Here is a 23,213-nt window from a genome sequence, read left to right as displayed (position 1 = left end):
GTGAAACCTCTGTTCCTCTGTGTTAAACTCCCTTTTTTAGATACCCGCCACCTCAACGCTCGGCGCGATTTTCTTCACCAGGCCTTGCAGCACTTTGCCGGGGCCGCATTCGGTGAAGAGGGTAGCACCATCGGCAGTCATGGCTTCGACCGACTGTGTCCAGCGGACGGGGGCGGTGAGTTGCGCAATCAGGTTGGCCTTGATCGTGGGTACGTCGGTAGAGGGCTGCGCGTTCACGTTCTGGTAGATCGGGCAACGCGGTGTCTGGAAGGGTGTATTTTCAATCGCCTGCGCCAGGTCAGCACGGGCGGGTTCCATTAGCGGGGAGTGGAACGCGCCACCTACCGGCAGCGGTAATGCCCGTTTAGCGCCTAGTTCTTTCAGCCGTTCGCAGGCCACGCGAATGCCTTCGTTGCTGCCCGAGATAACCACCTGACCAGGGCAATTGTAGTTGGCTGGTACCACAATCTCGCCTGTTTCAGCACTCACTACTTCACAAACCTGCTCGATCACCGCGTCGGGAAGACCCAGAATGGCGGCCATCGTCGATGGGTTCAGTTCGCAGGCGCGTTGCATGGCGTCGGCGCGTTGCGCTACCAGCCGGAGTCCGTCTTCAAATGAAAGGGCGCCGGCCGCAACCAGGGCCGAGAATTCGCCGAGTGAGTGACCCGCTACCATGTCAGGGGCAAAGTTTTCGGCGGTAAGCGCTTTAACAACCGAGTGCAGGAAGATGGCTGGCTGCGTTACGTTGGTTTGCTTCAGCTCCTCGTCGGTTCCGGTAAACATCACGTTGGTCAGGCTGAAGCCCAGGATCTGATCGGCCTGATCCATCAACGATTTGGCCTGCTCTGACTGTTGATAGAGGTCGTGGCCCATTCCGGTAAACTGGGAACCCTGGCCGGGAAAGATGTATGCGTTCATATAAGAGTCAAAAATAGTCAATAGTCGGCAGTCGATGGTTGCGCTACCAAACAGCGGACCGGTTAACTAGCAGCGCGCCTACCGACTATTGACTATCGGCTTAGTTTTTAGCGTAGTTTCAACGTCGCCAGAGTCATGACAGCGAGCATGATACCGACGATCCAGAAGCGGGTAACGATCTTGGCTTCGTGATAGCCTTTCTTCTGGAAATGATGGTGGAGCGGCGACATCAGCAGTATTCGTCTGCCTTCGCCGTACTTCTTTTTCGTGTATTTGAAATAGCTCACCTGCGCAATGACCGACACCAGTTCAGCCAGGAAGATGCCGCACATGACCGGAATCAGCAGTTCTTTTCGGATCGTCAGCGCCAGCACCGCAATAACACCGCCGAGCATCAGGCTACCCGTATCGCCCATAAACACCTGGGCAGGGTACGAGTTGTACCAGAGAAAGCCCACGCAGGCCCCCACGAAGGCAGCGCAGAAAATTACCAGTTCACCCGAGTTGGGGATGTACATGATGTTCAGGTAATCGGCGAAACGAGCGTTACCCGATACGTAGGCCAGCACGCCGATGGTCAGGCCAATAATAACCGACGTACCTGCGGCCAGCCCGTCAATGCCGTCGGTGATGTTGGCACCGTTGGATACGGCCGTGATAATGAAGATGCAAACCAGTGTGTAAACGATCCATGTATAGTCGGTGGAGACCATGCCGAAGAGCAACGAACTGTAGTCGAACTCGTTGTTTTTTAGGAACGGAATCGTTGAAACGGTTGAGTGAATGTCCTGATAACGAGTTAGCTGTCGAACAATGGCCCCGGCGGCCGGCTTGTCATAAACCCGGATTTTCACGTATTGGTTGAAGGAGAGCGTCAGACCGACGATCAGGCCCAGGCCAATCTGCCCCACTACTTTGAATTTACCTTCCAGTCCTTCTTTGTTCTTCTTGAACACCTTGATGTAGTCGTCGATGAAGCCGATCAGGCAGGTCCAGATGGCCGACACCAGCAGCAGGATGATGTAGACGTTCGAGAGTTTGGCGAACAGCAGCACCGGAATAACCAGCGAGGCCATGATGATGAAACCACCCATGGTCGGCGTACCGCGCTTTTGCATCTGCCCTTCCAGCCCTAAATCCCGAATCGACTCGCCAATCTGTAACTTCCTGAGTTGATCAATGATCCGCCGTCCGAAAATGGCGGCGATCAACAGCGACGAGATCACCGTGCCAAGTGCGCGAAACGAAATGTACTGGAATACCCGCGCGCCGGGGAAATCAAAAGCACGGTCGAGGTACTGGAAGAGGTAATAAAGCATAGCGAAAGAGTGAAAGAGAGAAAGGGCGAAAGAGAGAATGACGGTCCGCCGTTGCGGTGAAAGAGCGAGTGTGGCTACGTACGGACATCTTCTGCAGCGGTGCTCACTCTTTCACCGCAACGGCGGACCGTCATTCTCTCTTTTACTCTTTGGCCCTAAAGTTAGCACTTTGAAATGCCTCGCGAAGCACCTGCCTGTCATCAAAATCGTGTTTTACGCCCTGAATATCCTGATAGGTCTCGTGACCTTTACCGGCCACCAGGATAATATCGTTGGGTTTGGCCAGCTTTACGGCCGTTTGAATAGCCTCCCTCCGGTCTTCGATGGTTTGCGCTTTCTTGTAATCAACGGGTGACAGGCCCGCCTGCATCTGCTCCAGAATAGCCATCGGGTCTTCAAAACGCGGATTGTCGGACGTCAAGATCACCTGATCGCTGAACTTGCCCGCAATCTGCGCCATAATGGGCCGCTTGGTTGCGTCACGGTTGCCGCCGCAACCAACTACGGTAATGATTTTTGGTAGCATACCCTGCCCATTGTCCTGCCGAAGGTTGGTGATCGTTTCCAGTACATTTTGCAGCGCATCAGGCGTATGGGCATAGTCGACGATACCCACGATCCGATTATCAGCGACTACCTGCTCGAAACGGCCCTGTGGTGGTAATGTCGCTGATAGCTCGGTTAGCACTTCTTCTTCATCTTCGCCCAGCAACACGGCTGCGCCGTAGACCGCCAGCAGGTTATAAGCGTTGAACCGGCCAATGAGCTTGAACCACACCTGCCGCTCGTCGACCAGCATTTCCAGGCCAAACAGGCCGTCGGCCAAAATCTTGCCTTTGAACGTACCCACAGTGGATGCTGCCAGCGTTTGCAGCGAGTAGCTCTCTTTCCGGGCCAGTGTGTTTTGCAGCATCACCAGTCCCCGTTTATCGTCGGCGTTGGTCAGCGCGAAGGCCGAGCGGGGCAGTTGATCAAAAAAGCCCTTTTTCGCCTTGATGTAGTTGTCAAACGTACCGTGAAAGTCGAGGTGGTCGTGGGTGATGTTGGTGAAAATGCCCCCAACGAAATGCAGTCCCGCAATGCGTTCCTGCACTACCGCGTGTGAACTTACTTCCATGAACACATGCGTACATCCCTGCGTCAGCATCTGCGTCAGCAGTTGGTTGATGGTGATGGAATCGGGCGTGGTGTGTGTCGCCGGAATAACCGTATCATCGATCTGGTTCTGCACCGTCGATAACAAACCGCAGCGATATCCCAGTGACCGGAACAACCGGAACAGCAACGTGGCCACCGACGTTTTGCCATTAGTGCCCGTTACGCCCACCAGCTTCACCTTCTTCGACGGATGTCCGTAGAAATTAGCCGCCGCTATACCCATTGCCTGCGGTGCATTGGCCACCTGGACATACGTCACCGAGTCGGCACGTTCGACGGGGAGCTCTTCGCATAAAATCGCCGTGGCACCCAGATCGACAGCTTTCGGAATGAACGTATGTCCGTCAGAAACGGTACCGCGCACGGCAATAAACAGGCTCCCGGAACGTACCTGACGCGAATCCATGGTCAGGTGCGTCACCTCGGCGTTCATATCGCCCGCCGTGGCAAAAAGCGAGACTTTATAAAGAAGGTTAGAAAGTTGCATAAGAGGGAGGAAAGGGAGGAGGGGTAGGAAAGGGAGGAGGGAGGAAAAAGTGGATGACGCGTTAGCCTCCTTCCTCCTTTCTTCCCTTCTCCCTTTCCTCCTTTATGTCTATTCCTCCGCTAATGTTCGTGAAATATTCATCCGGTATACGCCGATGGCGGGCAGGGCGGCGGCTACGAGGCCAATGCCAACGGCAACAGCCAGGAGCCACCATTCGTCAGGCAGAATACCAGCATCGCTGAAACTGTAGTGGTAATTGCCTTCCACAAATTGTGACAGTAACCAAAGTCCAAGGCGACTTAGGGCCAGACCCGCCACAAAACCGATCAGGGCCAATACCAGCCCTTCGAGCAACAGCATGCCGAAGAGTTGAGCGCGGGTGGCACCCATCGAGAGCATCAGGGCCATTTCGTAGCGTCGTTCTTTCAGCGAGTTATAGAGCGAAACGAAGACGCTGATGCCCGCCACGATGATGATCGCCAGCGCCAGACCGCGTAGGGTTTGTACGCCAACGCCGAGCAGATCGAACAGCCGGTTTACTTCAATGGCGGGAAGTGCGGCCTGTAGTTTCGAGTTGTTGTCGATACCGCGCTTGAGCATCATACCCATCGGATTCCGGAACTTCACAAGCATACTCGTAATCTCTGGTCCAGCCGCTTCCGGTCCGTGCTCATCTTCGTGTGCTTCATCACCGTCGTGATGCTCGTCTGCTGCTGTGGCGCCGCCCGGTCCCGTAGCTACTTCTTCATGGCCTTCGTCATGGTTATGCACCGCCCAGATGCTCGATACGTTGGTCAGAATCAGTTGATCGCAGACGCTGTTGCTAGGGGCCAACGTACCTACGACCTTGTATTTTTTATCGCCATGTTCTTCCCCATTGGCATCCAGCCCGTGCTGACTGGCGAAGCTATCGCCCACTTTGAGGCCGGTCGCCGCCGCCACGCGGGTACCGATCACTACATCGAGGTCGTCTTTGAACAGCTGTCCCTGCGCCACACTGGCCCCGAAATGATCGAGGTATTTTTTGTTCGTGCCTACGATCCGAAACGACTTGTAGCTATCGCCCATCGCCAGCGGAATCGCCGTTTTGATCATCGGATTACGCGTTAGTCGTTCAGCCTCGGCGAGCGGAATGTTGCCTACCGGCGAATCGATCTGGTAAATACTCGACAGAATCAGTTGCAGCGGTGACCCTTTGGCGCCGATCACCATATCGATACCCCGAATGTTACGGCTGAACTGATCCTGCAACTGCTTATTCAGGAGCAGCAACAGCGAGATGATGGCAATACCGAGCGTCATGAGCAGCCCGCTCAGGAAGCTGCTGAGTGGCTTGTCGACCAGGTTACTCCAACTTATTTTGGCGAGATTCATGGGAGTGGAAAGAGTGAAAGAGGGTTAACAGTTAGTTGGCGTGGTGTTGCTTTTGCACTTGTCTGGCGTCGCTAGGGAGGCCCTGAGCCTGTCGGGGATCGCAGCGGCGAACCGGCCTGGTCGAAGGGCCCAGCGTCAGCAACTTACAGCCCAAAGCAACACTACATCTAAAAAACTAATCTACTCTTTAAGTCAGGTTGAGCGAAAAATGATGACTGGTGATGTTAAATCGTTTATTCAGGTAAAGCCGGTGCGCATCGTAGCGGGTCGGATTCTGTCCCGAATCTAATGAAACGGTCTGGTAACCCATTTGCCGGGCCTGCTCAATCACAAAATCGACCAGTGCCCCGGCGTATCCTTTGCCCCGGCCTTCAGAAATCGTCGAGAGATCATCGATATAAATGGTCTTCCCCGAAACCAGCAGCGTCATCCGCCGGAAAGTGATTACGGCGGGCGCCGGTGCATCATCGCCGAGATCGATAAAAGCAACGCTGAACCGGTCATTAGCCAGTTGTTCATGCAGTAAAGCCAGCGCGGTTTCGTCGGTTAAATGCGGACGCAAGGTCAGCAAAGCCGGCAGGCAGCGGCGCAGATCGGCGTCAGTTTGGGCAAGTCTGATGGTCATGGGGAGGGAGTTTACTGTTTGCCGTTTACTGTTTTCCGTTGCGCTGCTAACCCGTAAATGACCTGTTAGCAGCGCAACGGAAAACAGTAAACGGCAAACAGTAAACTGAGTTATAACGCTGCTCGAATGTCTTGCAGGATCTCGTCGCCGCCACGGGTAAGCAGGGCTTCGGCGAGGTCGTGGCCTAGCTGTTCAGCCTGAGCGGGTGGTCCGGAAAAGGTCTCGCGGAGCATAGTGGCCCCATCAAGACTAATCAGGCCACCCGTCAGACTAATTTCATCGCCTGCCCAGGTGGCCAATGCGAACACAGGAATGCTGCACCCCCCTTCCAGTCGACGGAGAAAAGCCCGTTCGGCTTTCAGGCAGGCTTCCGTCGGCTCATGGTTTGTCAGGGAGCGTACCTGAGCGAGTTTATCGAGCGGCAGCGTATCGGCAGCTTCGATGGCCACACTGCCTTGCCCAACGGCAGGCGTGAAATCATTGATCGGCAGGTTCTCGGCAATCAGGTCGTCGTACTGCATGCGGTGAACACCGGCGTAGGCCAGCAGCAGCGCATCGCAGTGGCCCTCGTCGAGCTTGCGAAGGCGTGTTTGCAGGTTTCCCCGCATATCCACCACGTTAATGTGCGGGCAATAATGACGAAGCATCGCCACGCGCCGCGTCGACGACGTACCTATCGTGAATGCCTGACCGGATGTGAGCGATAGCGATCCGTTGCGGCTAACGAGCACGTCGTTCACGCGTTCGCGTTCGGTGAAAGCAATGATGCTCAGATCCGGGGGCAGGCTCGACTGTAAATCTTTGGCCGAATGAACGGCAATATCGATCGCGCCTGACCGAAGCTGATCTTCCAATTCTTGCGTGAAGACGCCCTTGCTGCCAATTTTCGAGAGCGATCGATCAAGAATCTGATCGCCTTTTGTCTCAATCAGGACAAGCTCTGAGGTGATGTCTCCGGCCTGTAGCAACTGCTGGATATATTCGGCTTGCCATAGGGCCAGTCGGCTGCTGCGGGTTCCAATTCGAATATGCATAGTGCAAAGGTACAACGTGCTGACCAGTTTAGTGGGTGTAGACCACGTTTCACGCTTCTGCACGTTGTGCGTAATTTTTGCTACAAATCAACTGCTTCTGCCAAAATTTGCCAGAAGGCCGTTCAAGATCTTTTAAGCGCCAAAACGTCTGAATAGCTGATGTTTTGGCCGTTTTTATCTGTCAGTCTGGCACATAAAAGCCGCTTTAAACCCCCAGGCACAGCTTTTGTCTATATAGCATTGAACAGTAAACAACACGTACTATGAGAACGGTAGATCATGTGTTTAAAGGAACAGGCGGACAAATCGATTTGCTCAATACGCTGTATGGCGGATCGAGCCTGACGGAAATGAAAGTAAAGCGCGAAGACGACCGGCTGGTCATTCGCTTGTTGGCCCCCGGCGTTAGCGCCAACTCATTCAACGTGTTGGTAGAGGGCAATAAACTGGTTCTGTACACGCTGCTGGTTCACGATAGCGAATCGGCGGGTCAACGGCTGGCAGTGCCTATGTTCCTGAAAGTGATTGACATTCCCGATTTTATCGACGCCGAACATATTGAGGCGGAGCATGAGTATGGTCGGGTAACGGTGAATCTGCCTTTCAACGACGAAGAGCACGAGTATCGCAACATCGACATTAAGAATTTATTCTAATGCTTCCTGTCCGGAGTTAATAGCCTCCGTTACATATAGATGCGTGCGGCCCGGTCTTACGAGACCGGGTTTCTTTTTTTATAGGTGTTTAGGCTCCTCGTTGTCGCTCTCGTTGTCACTCGCCACAGGCAAGCGACAACGAAGGACCGGGTTTCTTATTTTGTAGGTACGTTGCCGCCTACTTCAGTCGCGCCCGTACCACCGGCCCGAACGTTTTCCACTCCACCGCCACGATGCAGCCCAGAAACAGGCCAAACAGCGCCATGTGATAGGGGACAGATAACCAGAGGTTACTGATTTGGATAAACGACGCCAGATAAATCAGTAGCCCACCGCCGAAGATGTAGCCCGCCGCAGCAAGCAGATCGTAGGGAACCGGGTAATACTTCTCGCCCAGCACGTAGCACATCACCGTCATCACCACGCTGGAAATCAGGAATGCCCAGGCGCAACCCATGAAGCCTAGTATCGGAATCAGCAGCCAGTTGAGCCCGAAGGTAACTGCCAGCCCCACGGCTGTAATGATGGTGCCAAACTGCGTCTTGTCCGACAGCTTGAACCAGAACGAGATGTTATAATAGATCCCCAAGAAGAGGTTGCCCAGCATCAGCAGCGGCACAACGACCAACCCAGCCCGCCGTTCGGGGTTGATCACCAGCCCGATGAGGTCCATGTTAAGGCCAATGGCTACCCATAGCGCTACGCAGAAGATGATGAACCACTTCGTGACGCGGGCTAGCAGGTCGGGAGCGTCCTTGTCGTTGGCCTGCCCGAAGAAAAACGGCTCGGCAGCAAACTTGAACGACTGAATAGCCAGGCTGATAAGCACCGACAACTTGAAGCATTGTCCGTATACATCGAGTGCCCATTTAGACGAGTGGCCCGGATAGAAATTTTTGGGCAAAAACGCCTCCAGAAATAGCCGGTCGGTGAGGTTGTTGAGCACCGCCGCCAGCCCCGTCAGCATAATTGGGAAGGCATACACAACCAGCGTTTTGGCTTCGGGCCACTCAAACGTAAAGCGAAAACCCCGAAAGGCCTGCCGCAGAATCAGGAAATACAGGGCGTTGGCCAGCAGGTTGGCGAGCAGGATATAGCCGGGGCCTATGGAAGGGTTGTAGAAAAGTTCGGCGATCGGGCGTAGGCGAGGCAGGTAATCGCCCTCGGTGATGTCTTTGCAAACGACGATAAAAAACACGTTGAGCAGCACGTTGAGCCCAATATTGATGAGCTTGGCCACCACAAACTGCTTCGCTTTCCCCTCAACCCGCAGCCGCGCAAACGGAATAGCCATGATGGCGTCGATACCTACGAGCAGGGCCGTCCACTGAATAAACAGTACCTCGTCGGGGTAGCCGAGCGCCACCGAGATAGGGGTTGACAATACCAGAATCAACGCCGTACAGACTACGCTGATCGCGGCCACGATGGTGAGCGTCCGGCTAAAGACCTTTACCCGTTCGGCTTCGTTTTCCTTCCCTTTGTTGCGGGCGGCAAACCGAAAAAAGGCCGTTTCGAGCCCCAGCGTGTAGACCGTCAGTAGTACGCCGATCCAGGCGTAGAGCGTTACGTTGGAGGCCAGCGTACCGCCCTGCCTGAAGGCGTAGTTCTGAATGGGGGTTAACAAAAAATTCACCGACCGCGCCGCAATCGTGCTGATACCATACAGGGCGGTGTCGCTGGCTAATTTTTTAAAGGTGCTCAATGTGTACGTGGGTTACTGCAACGTACCTGGAGCCAGATGTCCCGTCAGGTACGTTGCGAAGATACGGCCTGCGGGTCTTCTGTTGGTGAAGAACATGCTACGCGTTAAGTTATCAACTGTTTCGGTTACCTTGTTTTAGCTCTTCCTCACCTACCCCGCATGTATGAAAATCGGCTTACTGATTCTATGTTCCCTGCTCGCCAACGTAGCGCTGGCCCAGGATTACCTCGAACCCGGTACAGGCTATTTCTCAGCAAATGGCTCTGAGCAGCATTACTATAAACTGGTGCGCGAGAACCTTTTTGTCGGCTTAGCTGACCATCCGACGACCAGAGTGATTGTCTTCCCTTCTTTCTCCCCTGAATATTTGGTAGCTCTGGAAAAAGATCACCTGGAGTATTACCTGATTTTCCGGACTTGCAACAAGCGTATCTGGAGTATTCGCGGTATGCCGGAACCGTTGACGTTAATAGAAAAGAAAATAGAAATCAGCCCGGAATTAGGGCAACGGTTAAACGAGTTTTTATTCGTAACGATCAGTCAGGCCCGGTACCCGCCCATCGAGTATATCACCTTTCAGGGGCAAAAATCAGTGATGGCTTTCCCTATGGGAGTTGACGGAATACATTATCGTTTTGTAGCGTCAGTGCCGGATTCTGACGTTCGAAGTGGTGAAACGTACTCACCCAAAGCAGACTCACCAATGGGTCGGTTAGTTAAGATGGTAGACCTGATGGCTTCGGTCGCCAAAGGTGTAGGGAAAGAGACAGATCTGGCCACTACCGTTGATAAGCTAAGTAAACAGATGACCGGGAGATAAAGCGTCATTGCTTGTGCCTACTCCGAACGAGTCTGATTTATACCCTGCTGCCAGCATTCGCATTTTGAATTGTACTTTTGAAGGCACTATTGCCGAGTGGTAACTGCGCTTGGCAGCCTTTACATCGTACATTATCAATGAAAATTTCTGCTGCGTTATTGTCGGTCTACTATAAAGACGGCCTCGAACCCATTGTCCGGTTGTTGCACCAACAGGGCGTTACGCTCTATTCAACGGGCGGTACCCAAACGTTTATCGAACAACTCGGCATTCCCGTTATTCCCGTTGAGTCGCTGACCGGCTATCCGTCGATCTTCGGTGGTCGGGTGAAAACCCTGCACCCAGCCGTATTCGGTGGCATTCTCTATCGCCGCGACAATGAAGGCGATGTAGCGCAGGCGCAGGAGCACAACATTCCCGCCATCGACCTGACGGTGGTTGATCTGTATCCGTTCGAAGAAACCGTAGCGTCGGGTGCCTCAGCCGAAGACATCATCGAAAAGATCGACATTGGTGGTATATCGCTGATTCGGGCCGGCGCCAAGAATTTCCAGGATGCGCTCATCGTTTCGTCACGAGATCAATACGCCGATCTATTGCAGGTGCTGACCGAAACCGATGGCCAGCCCGATCTGGAAACGCGTCGCCGCTATGCGATGGAAGCCTTTGCGACTACCTCGCATTACGATACGGCTATTCATCAGTATTTCGCCGGTGAAACGGCTCAGAAAAAAAGTGAACTACGTTACGGCGAAAACCCACACCAGAAAGCCACCTTCCACGGCGATCTCGACGCTATTTTCGACAAACTGCACGGTAAAGAATTGTCGTTCAATAACCTGGTCGATGTGGATGCCTGCGTTGGCCTGATCGATGAGTTTACGCCGGACGTACCTACGTATGCGATCATCAAGCATACCAACGCCTGCGGTATTGCGTCGGCGGCTACACCAGCCGAAGCCTACGCCAAAGCGCTGGCCTGTGATCCTATCTCGGCGTTTGGTGGGGTGGTGATCACCAACGTACCTGTCGATCTGGCAACGGCGGAGGAACTGAACAAGCTGTTCATGGAAATCCTGATCGCGCCCGACTACGCCCCCGACGCACTGGACCTGCTGAAATCGAAGAAAAACCGGATTCTGCTAAAGCGGAAACCCGTTGAACTGCCCACCACGCTCGTGAAAACCATTCTGAACGGCGTGTTGGAGCAGGATAAAGACAGCGTGACCGAAACGGCCGATCAGTTCACGACCGTGACCGACAAAGCCCCAACCGAGAGCGAGGTACGTGCGCTGGAGTTCGCCCTGAAAGTGTGCAAACACACCAAATCGAACACGATCATTCTGGCCAAAGAAGATGTGCTGCTGGCCAGCGGCGTAGGCCAAACCAGCCGGGTCGATGCGCTGAAACAGGCTATCGAAAAAGCGCATGCCTTCGGGTTTAGCCTCGATGGCGCCGTGATGGCGTCTGATGCCTTCTTCCCCTTCCCCGACTGCGTAGAAATTGCTGGTCAGGTGGGGATCACGGCGGTGGTGCAACCTGGCGGCTCCATTCGCGACAAAGACAGCATCGAGTACTGCAACCAGCACGGCATCGCGATGGTTACCACCGGCGTCCGGCATTTTAAACACTAATCCAAGTCGTTGCTTCGCGCATAGCAATGTACGCTATGCGCGAAGCCGCTTATTTAACAGTCCTTTATTTGATACCACTCGAAGGACATAGTGTAATTAGTAGGCTGATTTTAGTAATATTAGGTCTGTTACATCCCCTAACTCCCTCTAACTCGTGCTAAAATCCTGGTTTAGTTTGCTCTACACGGTTTGGTGTGTGTTGGCGTTTGTAGTCTTCTTTCTGCTGATGCTGCCGTTTATCCTGTTGGGGAGCTGGCTGGCGAGTAGCAAAAGCCAGTTTGGGCTGAAACTGGCGCATGGCGCTGTCAGAACGTGGGGGACATTGGCGTTTATCTTCATCGGCATGCCGATAAAGATTGATTGGCGATTTCGGCCCGAGCCGGGGAAAGCCTACGTGTACTGCGCCAATCACTTTTCGTATTTCGACATTGCCGTAACGGGCGTTGTAGTGCCGGGCCTGTACGCTTTTATCGGGAAGATCAGCGTCCGGAAAATACCCCTGTTTGGCTATATGTATGCTAAACTGCACGTCATGGTCGATCGGTCGAGTGCGCAGAGCCGGGCCTATTCGCTGGGCAAGTGCATGCGTACCCTGGCGCAGGGACGAAGCATCATCATTTTCCCGGAAGGAGGGATAAAAGCGCAGCAGCCACCTAAAATGGTGTACCCGTTTAAAGATGGTGCCTTCACGATGGCGATTCAGCAGCAGGTACCGATTGTTCCGTTGACGCTGGTGAATAATTACCGCATTCTGCCCGACGCCGGTCCGTTCCGGGTAAAGTGGGAGCCGGTCAGGATCATATTCCACGAGCCAATCGATACCACCGGGCTTACCCAGGCTGACGCCGACAAGCTCAGTGAACGTACCTACCAGGTGATTGATAATGAATTGAGTAAAGAAGTGGCCTATGTAGTTTGAAGGCGTTGCCTCAACCGTCAATTTGTTTTTTTATGAAAGTCGATACCGAAACGTTACACAAAATAGCGCATCTGGCCCGCCTGGACGTCAATGCAGACGAAGAGGCGGGGCTGCTCAACAGCCTGAACAGCGTGCTCGACTGGATGGAGCAACTCAACGAAGTGGATACGGCTGGCGTAGCGCCGCTTATGCACCTGTCGGAGGAGATTACTAATAAACTCCGCGACGACGTGGTGGCCAATCAACTCCCTCGCGATCAGGCCCTGACCAACGCACCCGACCATGATGACCAATTTATCAAGGTGCCCAATGTGATGGAATGACAATTTTTTTGCGATTTAACTTGATTTTAGATCGGCTGGGTACGTATCTTTGCACTCGCAATTGCAAAATAGCTCGATAGTATAAGGGTAGTACAACAGATTTTGGTTCTGTCTGTCTAGGTTCGAATCCTGGTCGAGCTACTAACGAAAAGCCGATTCTTCAACGAGTCGGCTTTTTTTGTTTCTACGAAAAAAAGGTTCAACACGGAGGCACAGAGGTTTCACGGAGAACACAGGGTTAGTAGTTAGCTCTAAATAAAATTTCTCCGTGTTCTCCGTGAAACCTCTGTGCCTCCGTGTTAAAATACTATATGAATTACCTATCAGCCGAAAACCTGGTCAAAGCCTATGGCGACCGGACGTTGTTCCGCAACATCAACTTCGGTATCAGCCGGGGCGATAAAATTGCCATTGTGGGTGCCAACGGGTCGGGAAAAACATCGCTGCTCGAAATTCTGGCCGGCGCCGCGCCGCCCGACGCCGGTCTGGTAAGCGTTCGGAAAGACATTACCGTGGGTTACCTGAACCAGCAGCCCGACCTGAATGAGGCGCTCACCATCCTGGAAGAAGTGCTGGCCGGCGAAAGTGCCCAGCTCGATGCCGTACGCGCTTACGAGAAAGCCCTTGCCAACGAAGGCGATCACGACGCGCTGGAAAAGGCCATGAACCAGATGGAAAAACTGGAGGCATGGGATTACGAGGCACAGATTCGGCAGATCCTGGGCGAGTTGGGCATTCAGGATGTCGAGCAGCGTGTAGGTACGTTGTCGGGCGGGCAGCGCAAGCGGGTGGCGCTGGCGCGGGTACTTATCCAGAACCCCGACCTGCTGATTCTCGACGAACCAACCAACCACCTCGATCTGGAGGCGATCGAATACCTCGAAAGCTTTCTGAATACCAACAACGGCACGCTGCTGATGGTATCGCACGACCGGTACTTCCTCGACCGGGTGTGTAACCAGATTGTGGAGATGGATGCGGGGCAGCTCTACAGCTATAAAGGCAACTACGCCTATTTCCTCGAGAAGAAAGCCGAACGGATTGCCATCGACGCCGCCGAATTCGAGAAAAACAAGAACACCTACCGCCGCGAACTGGAGTGGATGCGCCGCCAGCCGAAAGCGCGGGGGACCAAGGCCAAATACCGCGAAGATGCGTTTGACGACCTGGAAGGTAAAGTGAAGGGCCGCCGCACAGACGGTGAACTCGACCTGAACCTGCGGGTATCACGGCTGGGCAGTAAGATCCTGGAGGTGGAGAACCTGAGCAAACGCTTCGGCGACAAGATTTTGCTCGATCATTTCACCTACACCTTCAAACGGCAGGACCGCGTGGGGCTGATCGGCAAGAATGGCATGGGCAAGACGACGTTGCTCAACATGCTGATCGGCGAATTACGCCCCGACTCGGGCAAGATCACGGCCGGCGGAACGGTGAATTTCGGCTACTATACGCAGAGCGAACTGAATATTGCCGACAACCAGCGCGTGATCGACGTGGTGCAGGAGGTGGCCGAGGTCATGAAACTCGCCGATGGACAGACGATCACCGCCAGCCAACTACTTCACCATTTCCTGTTCGACCGGCAAAAGCAGTACGATTTTGTGGCTAAACTGAGCGGCGGCGAAAAGCGGCGGTTACAACTGCTGTTGGTGCTGGTGCAGAACCCCAACTTCCTGATTCTCGACGAGCCAACCAACGACCTCGACATCACGACGCTGAATGTGCTCGAAGAGTTTCTGCTCAATTTTCCCGGCTGCGTCATCATCGTTACCCACGACCGGTACTTCATGGACCGGCTGGTCGACCATGTGTTTGTGCTGGAAGGACAGGGCAAGGTGCGCGATTACCCCGGTAACTATACCGACTACCGCGAGTGGCGCGATGCCGGGCCGCGTTCGGCTCAGCCAAAGAAAAATACGGCCACGAAAGAATCGGCTTCAGCCAGCCACAAACTGGCCCCGGTTGACTTGTCTGCGGCAAACCCAGTAGCGCCCGCACAGAAAAAGAAGTTAAGTTTTAAAGAACAGCGTGAATATGAAACGCTGGAGTCCGAAATTGACGCCCTCGAACAGCGAAAGGCCGAGGTCATTGACGCGCTGAATGGCGGCGGTCACCACGAACAGCTAACGGCCTGGGCCAAAGAGATCGAGGAAATTGAGGCGCAGGTGGCCACTAAAACTGACCGCTGGCTCGAACTGGCAGAACACATGTAAAGAGTGAATGAACGAAAGAGTGAAAGAGTGGAAGGTGGCTCTGCCAACCAACATTGACTGTAACAGTAGGGCTGTCTTTCACTCGTTCGCTCATTGACAAATGGACGCTATTCTTGACTTCTTTCGCTACCTGCTCAACTCTGAAGAGATCATTCGGACTGGAGGGCTGGTTGTAGTGACGCTGATTGTGTTTGTCGAAAATGGCGTCATTTTCGGGTTCTTCCTGCCGGGAGACTACCTGCTTTTCCTGGCGGGTGTCTTTGCGGGCACAAAAGTCCTGCTTGTTTCATTGGGTTTACTCATCAGCTGCATTTTCGGGGCGGCCGTAGCCGGGGCGCTACTGGGCTATGGAATTGGTTATTTTTTCGGCGTCAAGCTACAAAATCGCCCCGATTCGCTGTTTTTTAAGCAGGAATACATCACCAACACCCGGAATACCTTTGACCGGTATGGGAATCAGGCGCTGATTGTTGCCCGGTTTTTGCCCGTCGTCCGCACGTTTGCGCCGCTGCTGGCGGGTATTATCCACATGAACATCGGTCGGTTTATGCTTTACAATGTGGTCGGTGGTGCGCTTTGGACATGTGTATTGGTAGGAGGTGGTTACTACTTTGGTGTACAATTCCCGTGGATTATAAACTACGTGCACTGGATCATACTCTTCTTCCTGGCTGTTACGACATTTACTGTTATTCGCGGTTACATCAGCGCTCGAAATAAGACCGATAAATAACAGATACACCGCTTTGTTCTTTGCAATACCAAAAAGCTGACTTTATTTGTCCCAAGTTTCACGAAAAAGAAAAGTCCACAATGAAAAAAATTTTCGCAATCATCGCTTTATTCAGCCTGTCGCTGGTAGCGACGAAGAGCTTCGCTCAGATGGAGATTGATAAAGGTACTAAGTTCGTTAACCTTGGTATTGGCCTGGGTGGCGGCGGATACCTAGGCACAACAGCCTTAGGGTTCAACGCCGCTGCTGATTTTGGCGTCGCCAAGAATATCACCGTTGGGGGCTCTGTTGGCTACCGGAGCTATGGTAGCAGCTTTGGCTATAGCCTTTCTGCATTTGATATTGGCGCACGTGGTTCATACCACTTCAATGAACTGTTGAGCACGCCTGAGAACGTTGATCTATATGCTGGTTTGGGCCTTACCTACTTTGGCTATTCTGGGTCTGGTTATGTAGGTAGCTCGTTCATATACGTACCCATCCATATTGGTGGCCGGTATATGTTTGCTGAGAAAACCGGTGTATTTGCTGAACTAGGATCGGCTGTATCAACGCTTAAAGTAGGCATTACCTTCAAGCTAGGTCAGTAGGCAGTTCTTTACAACGCAAAAGCGCCCCGGCCGTTTGGCCGGGGCGCTTTTGCGTTTACACCAATAACCATCGAAGTTGGTTTTACCTACTAGCCATCTCTTTCAACGTACCTACGCCCATATTCCAGAGGATGAACGAATAGATATCGGCGGTCTGCTCAATATTCTTCTTCGTGTTGCTGGCACCGTGGCCCGAGTTGGTGTCAATGCGGATCAGCATCGGATTTGGCCCTTTGTAGGCTTCCTGTAGCGTGGCCGCATACTTAAACGAATGCGCTGGCACGACGCGGTCGTCATGGTCGGCGGTGGTGATGAGCGTGGCGGGGTAGTTCAGGCCGGGTTTGATGTTATGGATCGGTGAGTAGGGGTAGAGGAACTTGAACTCATCGGCGTTGTCGGCGCTGCCATAGTCGGCAATCCAGTTCCAGCCGATGGTGAACTTATGGAACCGGAGCATATCCATCACACCCACCTGCGGAATGGCCACCCGGAACAGATCGGGCCGCTGATTCATCACCGCGCCAACGAGCAACCCGCCGTTTGAGCCGCCCCGGATCGCCAGCTTAGCCGACGACGTATATTTCTCCCTGATCAGGTACTCGCCAGCAGCAATGAAATCATCGAATACGTTCTGCTTCTTGGCCTTCATGCCCTGCTCATGCCACTTTTCGCCGTATTCGCTGCCACCCCGCAGGTTGGCCTGCGCGTAAACGCCGCCTTGCTCAAGAAACGGGATCAGTAACGAGGAGAAAGAAGGGGGCAGGCTGACATTGAAGCCACCATAACCGTACAGGATGGTCGGATTCGTGCCGTCGAGCTTTACGCCTTTCCGGTAGGTAATGAACATCGGGACTTTCGTACCGTCTTTGCTGGTATAAAAAGCCTGTTTTGTCTCGTAATCCGTTGGTTTGAAATCGACCTCTGGCTGGCGAAACACCGTGCTTTCCTTCGTGGCAATGTCGTAGCGGTAAATAGTGGGCGGGAAGGTGAACGACGTGAAGGTGTAGAAGACAAATTTGTCGTCGCGCTCGCCGCCGAACCCGCTGGCCGAGCCAATGCCTGGTAGCTGAATTTCGTTTTCCAGCTTACCGTTCATATCGCACACATATACGCGCGAGGTTACGTCTTTCGAGTACTGAACAAACAGCTTGCCACCCGCACTGCCACTGTTGGTCAATGGTTCGGGCTTCTCGGGAATAACTACAGTCCATTTCCTGGTGGCCGGGCTGAAGCGCATCACCTTGCTATTGGGAGCATCGGCGTTGGTTTCAATCAGTAAGTCGCCGCCAATATTATCGATCACACCATATTGTGAGTTGGTAATCTCTGACACAACCGGCTTGAAACCGGCTTCTTTTGCCGTAGCGTCCAGGTAATACAGCGCGTTACCATCTTTTCCTTTGCCGCGATCACTGACCGTCAGGAACGCAAACCGCTCGTCGTCGGACGTACCCAGCGTATGAAACCGCTGCGGATTTCTGGCGTCTTCAAACACCAGCCGATCGGCCGACTGAGGCGTGTTGAGCTGGTGGAAGAATACCTGGTGGTTCTCGTTCCTGGCCGCCAGCGCCGATCCTTCGGGCTTCGGGTAGCGGCTATAATAGAAGCCATTGCCCTGCCAGGCAGCGCCCGACACCTTTACCCATTCCAGCTTTTCGGGTAGGTACTGCTTCGTGGCCAGGTCCATAACCTGGTATTCCTGCCAGTCAGAACCGCCTTTCGACGTACCTACGACCGCATATTTCCCATCTTTCGAGAGCGAGAAAGCACCAAGCCGGGTAGTGCCGTCGGTCGAGAGTTTATTGGGGTCGATCACCACTTCGGGGGTACCGTCGAGGCCTTTTTGGCGATACAAGACTGACTGGTTTTGCAGGCCGTCGTTTTTCGAGAAGTAGAAATAGTCACCTTTCCGCGAAGGAGCCGAATATTTCGGGTAATTGTACACCTTCTCGAGCCGGTCCTGAAACTGCTTCCGATAGGGAATCTTCTCCAGAAAGGCGTTGGTGACTTCGTTCTCGGCCTTTACCCAGGCCGCCGTTTCGGCCGAGCGGTCATCTTCCAGCCAGCGGTACGGATCGGCTACGCTGGTGCCGTGGTAGTTGTCGACATGATCGACTTTGCGAGCGACTGGATACGTTAATGGCGGTTCGACGGATCGACCATTCTGGGCCAGAGCGGCGGTTGTGCCAAGCATAAGAGAAAGACCAATAAAGGATAGCTTGTCCATGTGTGTGATGACTAGTAAGAGAACAATCCCTAAAGTTCGCTTATGCAGGCCAAAAATGTGTGTTAATCAAGGTTAAAATGCGCCAGCCGTTTTCGATACCTTTGCGATTTGTTTTCTCCCAACCGCATGAGACTAGGTTTACTCATCAGTGCGTTTTGCCTTTTTAGCCTCACGGCCCGGCCACAATCCGCCACCGATACCACGGCTTACCCACGCAAAGAATGGTTTCCCAAAAACCATTTGTTCGCTCCTATCCTGCTCGATCCGCTCGAAGCGCAGGTATATGGAAGTGCACTGCCGTATTTCAACACCACTGGTGAGCGCAAAGTAGGATTCACCGAAACCGACACCCGTGACAAAGACCTGAACCAGGGCACCTTTGTTCCGTTTGCGTTTGGTTTTCACAAGCCGTTCTACCGCGTAACGACTGCCCCTGGGCAGGCGCACGAGTGGGGGCTCGATGTTGGTTCGTTCACGCAGTTTCAGGTTTTCAGCGATACAACCAAGTTTGCCAAAAAGCCGGGGCAGGTGGTTTATAAGATCATTAACAACGATTACAAGCTTAGTTTTTGGTATAACCTCCGGAAAGGCCGTACCAGCTATCGAATCAGGCTCTACCACATCTCATCGCACCTCGGCGACGATTATATTGTCCGCTACCAGCTAAGCTTTTATACGCCCAACTCGGTCAACTACGAGCTGCTCGATTTCACCGTCAGCCGCGACTTGCCCATCGGTTTACGCGTGTACGGCAATGCAGGCGTTTGTCTGCGTGGCCAAACAGAGCGCCAGCGGTTCAATATGGAAGTAGGCGCCTATTACCGCGAACCAGGCAATAAGCGCCAGCGCCTGGTGGGCGGTATCGATGCTAAATTCTGGCAGCAGACCAATTTCAGACCCGGCATCCACGCGGGCATCGGCTACGAACTGGGCCGATCTACCCAGAACCTGACGGCCATGCTCGATATGTATTACGGCTACCGGCCCTACGGCCAATACGAGTATCAAACTGTTTCATGGGCCGGCATTGGCCTTTACTTTAACCCGTTTTAAAAACAGTAAACAGCAAACTGTAAACAGTAAACATCTTTCGTTTATGTCCCTCACAGCAATCTCTCCTATTGATGGCCGCTACGCTAAACAGGTATCGGCGCTTGCCCCTTACTTCTCTGAACTTGGCCTGATTCGCTACCGGGTACGTATTGAAGTCGAGTATTTCATTGCACTTTGTGAATTGCCGTTGCCTCAGCTTGCGGAGGTCGATAAGGCAACGTACCCAGCCTTGCGCGCGTTGTACGAGCAGTTTTCGGACGAAGACGGTCAACGGGTAAAAACGATCGAGGCGACCACCAACCACGATGTAAAAGCGGTAGAGTACTTCATCAAGGAAAAGCTGAAAGGCCTCTCGGTCGAGCCGTTCCTGGAGTTTATTCACTTCGGCCTTACTTCGCAGGACGTTAACAACACGGCTATTCCGCTGTTGCTACAGGAAGCACTGGCCGCGCAGATTGAGCCAGCGTACCGGCAAATCTATATGCGCTTGCAGGAGCTGGCCCATCAATGGGCCGACGTACCTATGCTGGCACGTACCCACGGACAGCCCGCCTCGCCCACGCGACTCGGTAAAGAACTGATGGTGTTCTGCGAACGATTGGAAAAACAACTGCACATGCTGGGCGACGTACCTGCGGCCGCCAAATTTGGCGGAGCCACGGGTAATTTCAACGCGCACAATGTAGCGTACCCCGACATCGACTGGCAATCGTTTGGCAATGAGTTTGTGGGGAGTCTGGGGCTGGTGCGGAGCCAGTTTACCACGCAGATCGAGCATTACGACATGCTGGCGGCCCTCTTCGATACCTACAAACGCCTGAACACCATCCTGATCGATCTCGACCGCGATATCTGGACGTATGTGTCGATGAACTACTTCAAGCAGAAGATCAAAGAAGGTGAAGTAGGCTCATCGGCCATGCCGCACAAGGTGAATCCGATCGATTTCGAGAATTCGGAAGGAAACCTGGGGATTGCCAACGCCATTTTCGAGCACCTGTCGGCCAAATTGCCCGTTTCGCGCCTGCAACGCGACCTGACCGACTCAACCGTGCTGCGGAATATTGGTGTTCCCTTCGCTCATTCGGTGATTGCCCTGAATGCCACGCTGAAAGGCCTGAACAAGCTGGAGTTGAACCAGGCGGCGCTTAATGCTGACCTGGAAGCCAACTGGGCTGTCGTTGCCGAGGGAATACAGACCGTGTTGCGCCGCGAAGGCTACCCCCAGCCCTACGAAGCCCTGAAAGCCCTGACCCGCAAAAACGAAGCGATCACCGCCAGTACCATCAGCGAGTTTATCGACGGCCTGAACGTGTCAGATGCAATCAAAGCCGAGTTGCGAACCATCACGCCGTTTACCTATACAGGCGTGTAGAGACGCATACTTGCGTCTGTCAACTGGCGTCAGCTTCTACAAACAAAGCCCACCATGAACCATTTCTTCGACATTCTGAAAGCCCGAAATGAGGTGTTGTATTATTTAGGACTAGGCTGCCTGGTAGCTGCGCTGTTGTGTGTTGTGCTGATCAGAGTGACCAACACCAATGTCCTGGGCATCAATGCGTGGTACAAACCATTGAAATTCTTTCTGTCGACTACCCTTTTCGTCTGGTCAATGGCCTGGTACACGGGCTATCTGGGTACGTCGGGCGCGGTGGTTTGGTATTCGTGGGGAATGGTGGCGCTGTTTGTTTTTGAAGATGGCTACGTCGCTTTTCAGGCGGCACGAGGGCAGTTATCGCACTTCAACGTGAGTTCGCCGCTCTATGCTGGCTTGTATGGCCTGATGGCCGTTGGTGCTGTTGGCATCTCGCTCTGGACCGCCTACATGGGGCTGCTCTTCTTTCGAACCGATTTCCCCGATCTGCCCATCGCCTATGTCTGGGGAATCCGGCTGGGGCTGGTCATCTTCGTGCTTTTCTCGATGCAGGGCATGGCCATGGGTGCCCGTATGACGCATACGGTCGGCGGCGCCAACGGCAGTGCAGGGCTACCGATCGTGAACTGGAGCAGCACCTACGGCGACCTGCGTATTGCTCATTTTATGGGGATGCATGCCCTTCAGGTGATCCCAATGCTGGCTTTTTATGTCGTGCAAAACGTAAGAGCCGTGATCGTAATCAGCATTTTATACGGATTACTAACCACGGCTATCTTTGTGCAGGCATTACAGGGAAAGCCCTTATTCGGGCAACGTACCCAGCCTACGACAAACGAAGGTCGGCCAGGATGAACGTTAAACCGGGCAACACGTCTTCGCCAGTCAATGAGTCGTTGAATGATCGGAGAATCTGGACAGACCCATCGGCCCGGTAGCGGCAGAAGCCTCTTCCGTTGTTAGTCGGTCAATGCTTCCTGCGTTTACTTGTCACAAACAAAGCACGAGCAGAATGAATGGCTGTTGATGTTGTTACAGCAATTAATTCTGTTTAGCAAGGTAACAACTTAACGCTGAAAGTTACCCCTTCGACAGCTCCGTAGCACGTACCTGCGCGGCGTGAATGCCGGCTTGCAGCGTTTCTGACAACGTACCTGCTTCAAAGGTGCGGAGGGCGGCCTCGGTGGTGCCGCCTTTGCTGGCCACGGCTTTTATCAGGTCGTCGAGCGATTTGTCGGCGTTGTTGATGAGGTGGTACGAACCGAGCATGGTTTGTTTCACCAGCAGTGCCGCCGTGCCTTCGTCGAAACCCATTTGCCTGCCAGCTTCTACCATCGCTTTCACCACGTAATAAAAATAGGCCGGGCCGCTACCACTGAGGGCCGTGACGGCATCGAGCATGGCTTCGTTCTCGAGGAAGATCGACCGGCCCGTGGCGTTGATCAGATTCTCGACTTTTCGCAGACTAGCGGCGTCTACTTCGGGCGAGGCTGTAAAGCCGGTAATGCCCATACCCAGCATGGCCGGTGTGTTGGGCATGGCCCGAATCACCATCCGGTGGCTTAGTCTTTCCTGGATCAGGCTGATTGGAATACCAGCCATAATGGACAGAACCACTTGTCGGGGCTGAATCACAGCCCGAAGCTCGTCTTGAGCCGACGCAAAATCCTGCGGTTTTACCGATAAAATAATCAGGTCGCTTTCGCCAACGCGCGGACCGATCGTATCGACAACCACGCCTGCTTTTTCGGCCCGTAAGGTTGCGGAACGCTCCGCGCTTTTTTCGATTAGCGTCAGGTTCTCTTTTTTTACGAGATCATACTGCAAAAAGGACTTGGCAAAGGCCATGCCCATATTACCACAGCCAAGGATAGCTATTTTCATAGGAGGAAGGGGAGGAAAGGAGGAAGGGGAGGAAAGGAGGAAGGGGAGGAAAGGAGGAAAGGGAGGAAAGGAGGAAGGAGGAAAGGGATTGCTGACGCTCGTGACAGGTTTTGCGTCAATAATCCCTTTCCTCCTTCCTCCCCTTCCTCCCTCTCTT

Annotated in this window: 20 protein-coding genes, 1 tRNA gene and 1 pseudogene; 13 read left to right on the top strand and 9 right to left on the bottom strand. The window is 53.5% G+C overall.

Annotated features, from left to right (window positions below):
- Positions 1 to 36 precede the first annotated feature (36 nt).
- From fabD to hemC, 6 genes are all read right to left on the bottom strand, one after another.
- On the bottom strand, positions 37 to 921 hold the full coding sequence (fabD, locus tag ACAW75_RS02330) for an ACP S-malonyltransferase (protein WP_370727054.1): 885 nt from the start codon (positions 919 to 921) through the stop codon (positions 37 to 39).
- A gap of 107 nt (positions 922 to 1,028) precedes the next feature.
- Positions 1,029 to 2,240, bottom strand: coding sequence for a phospho-N-acetylmuramoyl-pentapeptide-transferase (gene mraY / locus ACAW75_RS02325; RefSeq protein ID WP_370727053.1), 1,212 nt, complete (start codon positions 2,238 to 2,240; stop codon positions 1,029 to 1,031).
- A 142-nt stretch (positions 2,241 to 2,382) separates the two neighbouring features.
- Complete coding sequence (locus ACAW75_RS02320; protein WP_370727052.1) at positions 2,383 to 3,885, bottom strand: UDP-N-acetylmuramoyl-L-alanyl-D-glutamate--2,6-diaminopimelate ligase; 1,503 nt, start codon at positions 3,883 to 3,885, stop codon at positions 2,383 to 2,385.
- Positions 3,886 to 3,993: 108 nt separating this feature from the next.
- Entirely contained in the window at positions 3,994 to 5,259 is a 1,266-nt protein-coding gene (locus ACAW75_RS02315; protein ID WP_370727051.1) for an ABC transporter permease, read from the bottom strand.
- 187 nt (positions 5,260 to 5,446) lie between these two features.
- A complete protein-coding gene (locus ACAW75_RS02310) occupies positions 5,447 to 5,884 on the bottom strand; it encodes a GNAT family N-acetyltransferase (RefSeq protein ID WP_370727050.1) in 438 nt (145 codons plus the stop codon).
- A gap of 110 nt (positions 5,885 to 5,994) precedes the next feature.
- Positions 5,995 to 6,918 (bottom strand): hydroxymethylbilane synthase, encoded by a 924-nt coding sequence (hemC, locus tag ACAW75_RS02305; RefSeq protein WP_370727049.1) that lies wholly within the window; start codon positions 6,916 to 6,918, stop codon positions 5,995 to 5,997.
- Between the two features lie 263 nt (positions 6,919 to 7,181).
- Here hemC and ACAW75_RS02300 point away from each other — a divergent pair, with 263 nt between their 5' ends.
- Positions 7,182 to 7,574 carry an Hsp20/alpha crystallin family protein gene (locus tag ACAW75_RS02300; protein WP_370727048.1) on the top strand — a complete coding sequence of 131 codons (393 nt, stop codon included), beginning with the start codon at positions 7,182 to 7,184 and terminating at the stop codon, positions 7,572 to 7,574.
- Between the two features lie 178 nt (positions 7,575 to 7,752).
- Here ACAW75_RS02300 and ACAW75_RS02295 read toward each other — a convergent pair whose 3' ends face one another.
- The gene (locus ACAW75_RS02295) at positions 7,753 to 9,279 is read right to left on the bottom strand and encodes a polysaccharide biosynthesis C-terminal domain-containing protein (RefSeq protein ID WP_370727047.1); all 1,527 of its coding nucleotides are present in this window, start codon (positions 9,277 to 9,279) and stop codon (positions 7,753 to 7,755) included.
- 163 nt (positions 9,280 to 9,442) lie between these two features.
- Between ACAW75_RS02295 and ACAW75_RS02290 the strand changes: the two genes are divergently transcribed.
- From ACAW75_RS02290 to ACAW75_RS02255, 9 genes and pseudogenes are all read left to right on the top strand, one after another.
- Entirely contained in the window at positions 9,443 to 10,099 is a 657-nt protein-coding gene (locus ACAW75_RS02290; RefSeq protein WP_370727046.1) for a hypothetical protein, read from the top strand.
- A gap of 137 nt (positions 10,100 to 10,236) precedes the next feature.
- The gene (gene purH / locus ACAW75_RS02285) at positions 10,237 to 11,733 is read left to right on the top strand and encodes a bifunctional phosphoribosylaminoimidazolecarboxamide formyltransferase/IMP cyclohydrolase (protein ID WP_370727045.1); all 1,497 of its coding nucleotides are present in this window, start codon (positions 10,237 to 10,239) and stop codon (positions 11,731 to 11,733) included.
- A 154-nt stretch (positions 11,734 to 11,887) separates the two neighbouring features.
- The gene (locus ACAW75_RS02280; RefSeq protein WP_370727044.1) at positions 11,888 to 12,652 is read left to right on the top strand and encodes a lysophospholipid acyltransferase family protein; all 765 of its coding nucleotides are present in this window, start codon (positions 11,888 to 11,890) and stop codon (positions 12,650 to 12,652) included.
- A gap of 32 nt (positions 12,653 to 12,684) precedes the next feature.
- Positions 12,685 to 12,975 (top strand): Asp-tRNA(Asn)/Glu-tRNA(Gln) amidotransferase subunit GatC, encoded by a 291-nt coding sequence (gene gatC, locus ACAW75_RS02275; RefSeq protein WP_370727043.1) that lies wholly within the window; start codon positions 12,685 to 12,687, stop codon positions 12,973 to 12,975.
- A gap of 70 nt (positions 12,976 to 13,045) precedes the next feature.
- Positions 13,046 to 13,116 (top strand) — tRNA-Gln (locus ACAW75_RS02270).
- 212 nt (positions 13,117 to 13,328) lie between these two features.
- Positions 13,329 to 13,814 (top strand): annotated as a pseudogene (locus ACAW75_RS26100) (ATP-binding cassette domain-containing protein); the annotation flags it as partial.
- A 78-nt stretch (positions 13,815 to 13,892) separates the two neighbouring features.
- Positions 13,893 to 15,191, top strand: a complete 1,299-nt coding sequence (locus ACAW75_RS02265) for an ABC-F family ATP-binding cassette domain-containing protein (protein ID WP_441656232.1) — start codon at positions 13,893 to 13,895, stop codon at positions 15,189 to 15,191.
- Positions 15,192 to 15,291: 100 nt separating this feature from the next.
- The gene (locus tag ACAW75_RS02260) at positions 15,292 to 15,924 is read left to right on the top strand and encodes a DedA family protein (RefSeq protein WP_370727041.1); all 633 of its coding nucleotides are present in this window, start codon (positions 15,292 to 15,294) and stop codon (positions 15,922 to 15,924) included.
- Positions 15,925 to 16,004: 80 nt separating this feature from the next.
- Positions 16,005 to 16,514 (top strand): hypothetical protein, encoded by a 510-nt coding sequence (locus ACAW75_RS02255; protein WP_370727040.1) that lies wholly within the window; start codon positions 16,005 to 16,007, stop codon positions 16,512 to 16,514.
- Between the two features lie 82 nt (positions 16,515 to 16,596).
- On the opposite strand, the gene ACAW75_RS02250 is transcribed toward ACAW75_RS02255, so the two are convergent.
- A complete protein-coding gene (locus ACAW75_RS02250) occupies positions 16,597 to 18,741 on the bottom strand; it encodes a prolyl oligopeptidase family serine peptidase (RefSeq protein WP_370727039.1) in 2,145 nt (714 codons plus the stop codon).
- A 126-nt stretch (positions 18,742 to 18,867) separates the two neighbouring features.
- Here ACAW75_RS02250 and ACAW75_RS02245 point away from each other — a divergent pair, with 126 nt between their 5' ends.
- From ACAW75_RS02245 to ACAW75_RS02235, 3 genes are read left to right on the top strand one after another with little or no spacing between them, the layout of a single operon-like run.
- Positions 18,868 to 19,794: a DUF1207 domain-containing protein gene (locus ACAW75_RS02245; RefSeq protein ID WP_370727038.1), complete on the top strand. Its 927-nt coding sequence runs from the start codon at positions 18,868 to 18,870 to the stop codon at positions 19,792 to 19,794.
- Positions 19,795 to 19,837: 43 nt separating this feature from the next.
- Positions 19,838 to 21,169, top strand: a complete 1,332-nt coding sequence (gene purB, locus ACAW75_RS02240) for an adenylosuccinate lyase (RefSeq protein WP_370727037.1) — start codon at positions 19,838 to 19,840, stop codon at positions 21,167 to 21,169.
- A gap of 54 nt (positions 21,170 to 21,223) precedes the next feature.
- Positions 21,224 to 22,027 (top strand): hypothetical protein, encoded by an 804-nt coding sequence (locus tag ACAW75_RS02235; RefSeq protein ID WP_370727036.1) that lies wholly within the window; start codon positions 21,224 to 21,226, stop codon positions 22,025 to 22,027.
- 225 nt (positions 22,028 to 22,252) lie between these two features.
- Here the strand turns inward: ACAW75_RS02235 and proC are convergent, their stop codons facing one another.
- Entirely contained in the window at positions 22,253 to 23,056 is an 804-nt protein-coding gene (proC, locus tag ACAW75_RS02230; protein WP_370727035.1) for a pyrroline-5-carboxylate reductase, read from the bottom strand.
- Positions 23,057 to 23,213 lie beyond the last annotated feature (157 nt).

This window comes from Fibrella arboris, from assembly GCF_041321095.1.
Taxonomy (GTDB): Bacteria; Bacteroidota; Bacteroidia; order Cytophagales; family Spirosomataceae; genus Fibrella; species Fibrella arboris.
The sequence above is the reverse complement of the archived record's forward strand: the minus strand, read 5'-3'. Positions and strand labels throughout refer to the sequence as shown.

What these genes read in the sequence shown, in the direction of transcription:
- ACAW75_RS02260 (WP_370727041.1), top strand. Translation starts at nt 15,292, where the DNA reads ATGGACGCTATTCTTGACTTCTTTCGCTACCTGCTCAACTCTGAAGAG.
- proC (WP_370727035.1), bottom strand. Translation starts at nt 23,056, where the DNA reads ATGAAAATAGCTATCCTTGGCTGTGGTAATATGGGCATGGCCTTTGCC.
- ACAW75_RS02315 (WP_370727051.1), bottom strand. Translation starts at nt 5,259, where the DNA reads ATGAATCTCGCCAAAATAAGTTGGAGTAACCTGGTCGACAAGCCACTC.
- fabD (WP_370727054.1), bottom strand. Translation starts at nt 921, where the DNA reads ATGAACGCATACATCTTTCCCGGCCAGGGTTCCCAGTTTACCGGAATG.
- ACAW75_RS02265 (WP_441656232.1), top strand. Translation starts at nt 13,893, where the DNA reads ATGGTATCGCACGACCGGTACTTCCTCGACCGGGTGTGTAACCAGATT.
- ACAW75_RS02300 (WP_370727048.1), top strand. Translation starts at nt 7,182, where the DNA reads ATGAGAACGGTAGATCATGTGTTTAAAGGAACAGGCGGACAAATCGAT.
- hemC (WP_370727049.1), bottom strand. Translation starts at nt 6,918, where the DNA reads ATGCATATTCGAATTGGAACCCGCAGCAGCCGACTGGCCCTATGGCAA.
- ACAW75_RS02255 (WP_370727040.1), top strand. Translation starts at nt 16,005, where the DNA reads ATGAAAAAAATTTTCGCAATCATCGCTTTATTCAGCCTGTCGCTGGTA.
- gatC (WP_370727043.1), top strand. Translation starts at nt 12,685, where the DNA reads ATGAAAGTCGATACCGAAACGTTACACAAAATAGCGCATCTGGCCCGC.
- ACAW75_RS02320 (WP_370727052.1), bottom strand. Translation starts at nt 3,885, where the DNA reads ATGCAACTTTCTAACCTTCTTTATAAAGTCTCGCTTTTTGCCACGGCG.
- mraY (WP_370727053.1), bottom strand. Translation starts at nt 2,240, where the DNA reads ATGCTTTATTACCTCTTCCAGTACCTCGACCGTGCTTTTGATTTCCCC.
- purH (WP_370727045.1), top strand. Translation starts at nt 10,237, where the DNA reads ATGAAAATTTCTGCTGCGTTATTGTCGGTCTACTATAAAGACGGCCTC.
- purB (WP_370727037.1), top strand. Translation starts at nt 19,838, where the DNA reads ATGTCCCTCACAGCAATCTCTCCTATTGATGGCCGCTACGCTAAACAG.
- ACAW75_RS02245 (WP_370727038.1), top strand. Translation starts at nt 18,868, where the DNA reads ATGAGACTAGGTTTACTCATCAGTGCGTTTTGCCTTTTTAGCCTCACG.
- ACAW75_RS02310 (WP_370727050.1), bottom strand. Translation starts at nt 5,884, where the DNA reads ATGACCATCAGACTTGCCCAAACTGACGCCGATCTGCGCCGCTGCCTG.
- ACAW75_RS02235 (WP_370727036.1), top strand. Translation starts at nt 21,224, where the DNA reads ATGAACCATTTCTTCGACATTCTGAAAGCCCGAAATGAGGTGTTGTAT.
- ACAW75_RS02250 (WP_370727039.1), bottom strand. Translation starts at nt 18,741, where the DNA reads ATGGACAAGCTATCCTTTATTGGTCTTTCTCTTATGCTTGGCACAACC.
- ACAW75_RS02290 (WP_370727046.1), top strand. Translation starts at nt 9,443, where the DNA reads ATGAAAATCGGCTTACTGATTCTATGTTCCCTGCTCGCCAACGTAGCG.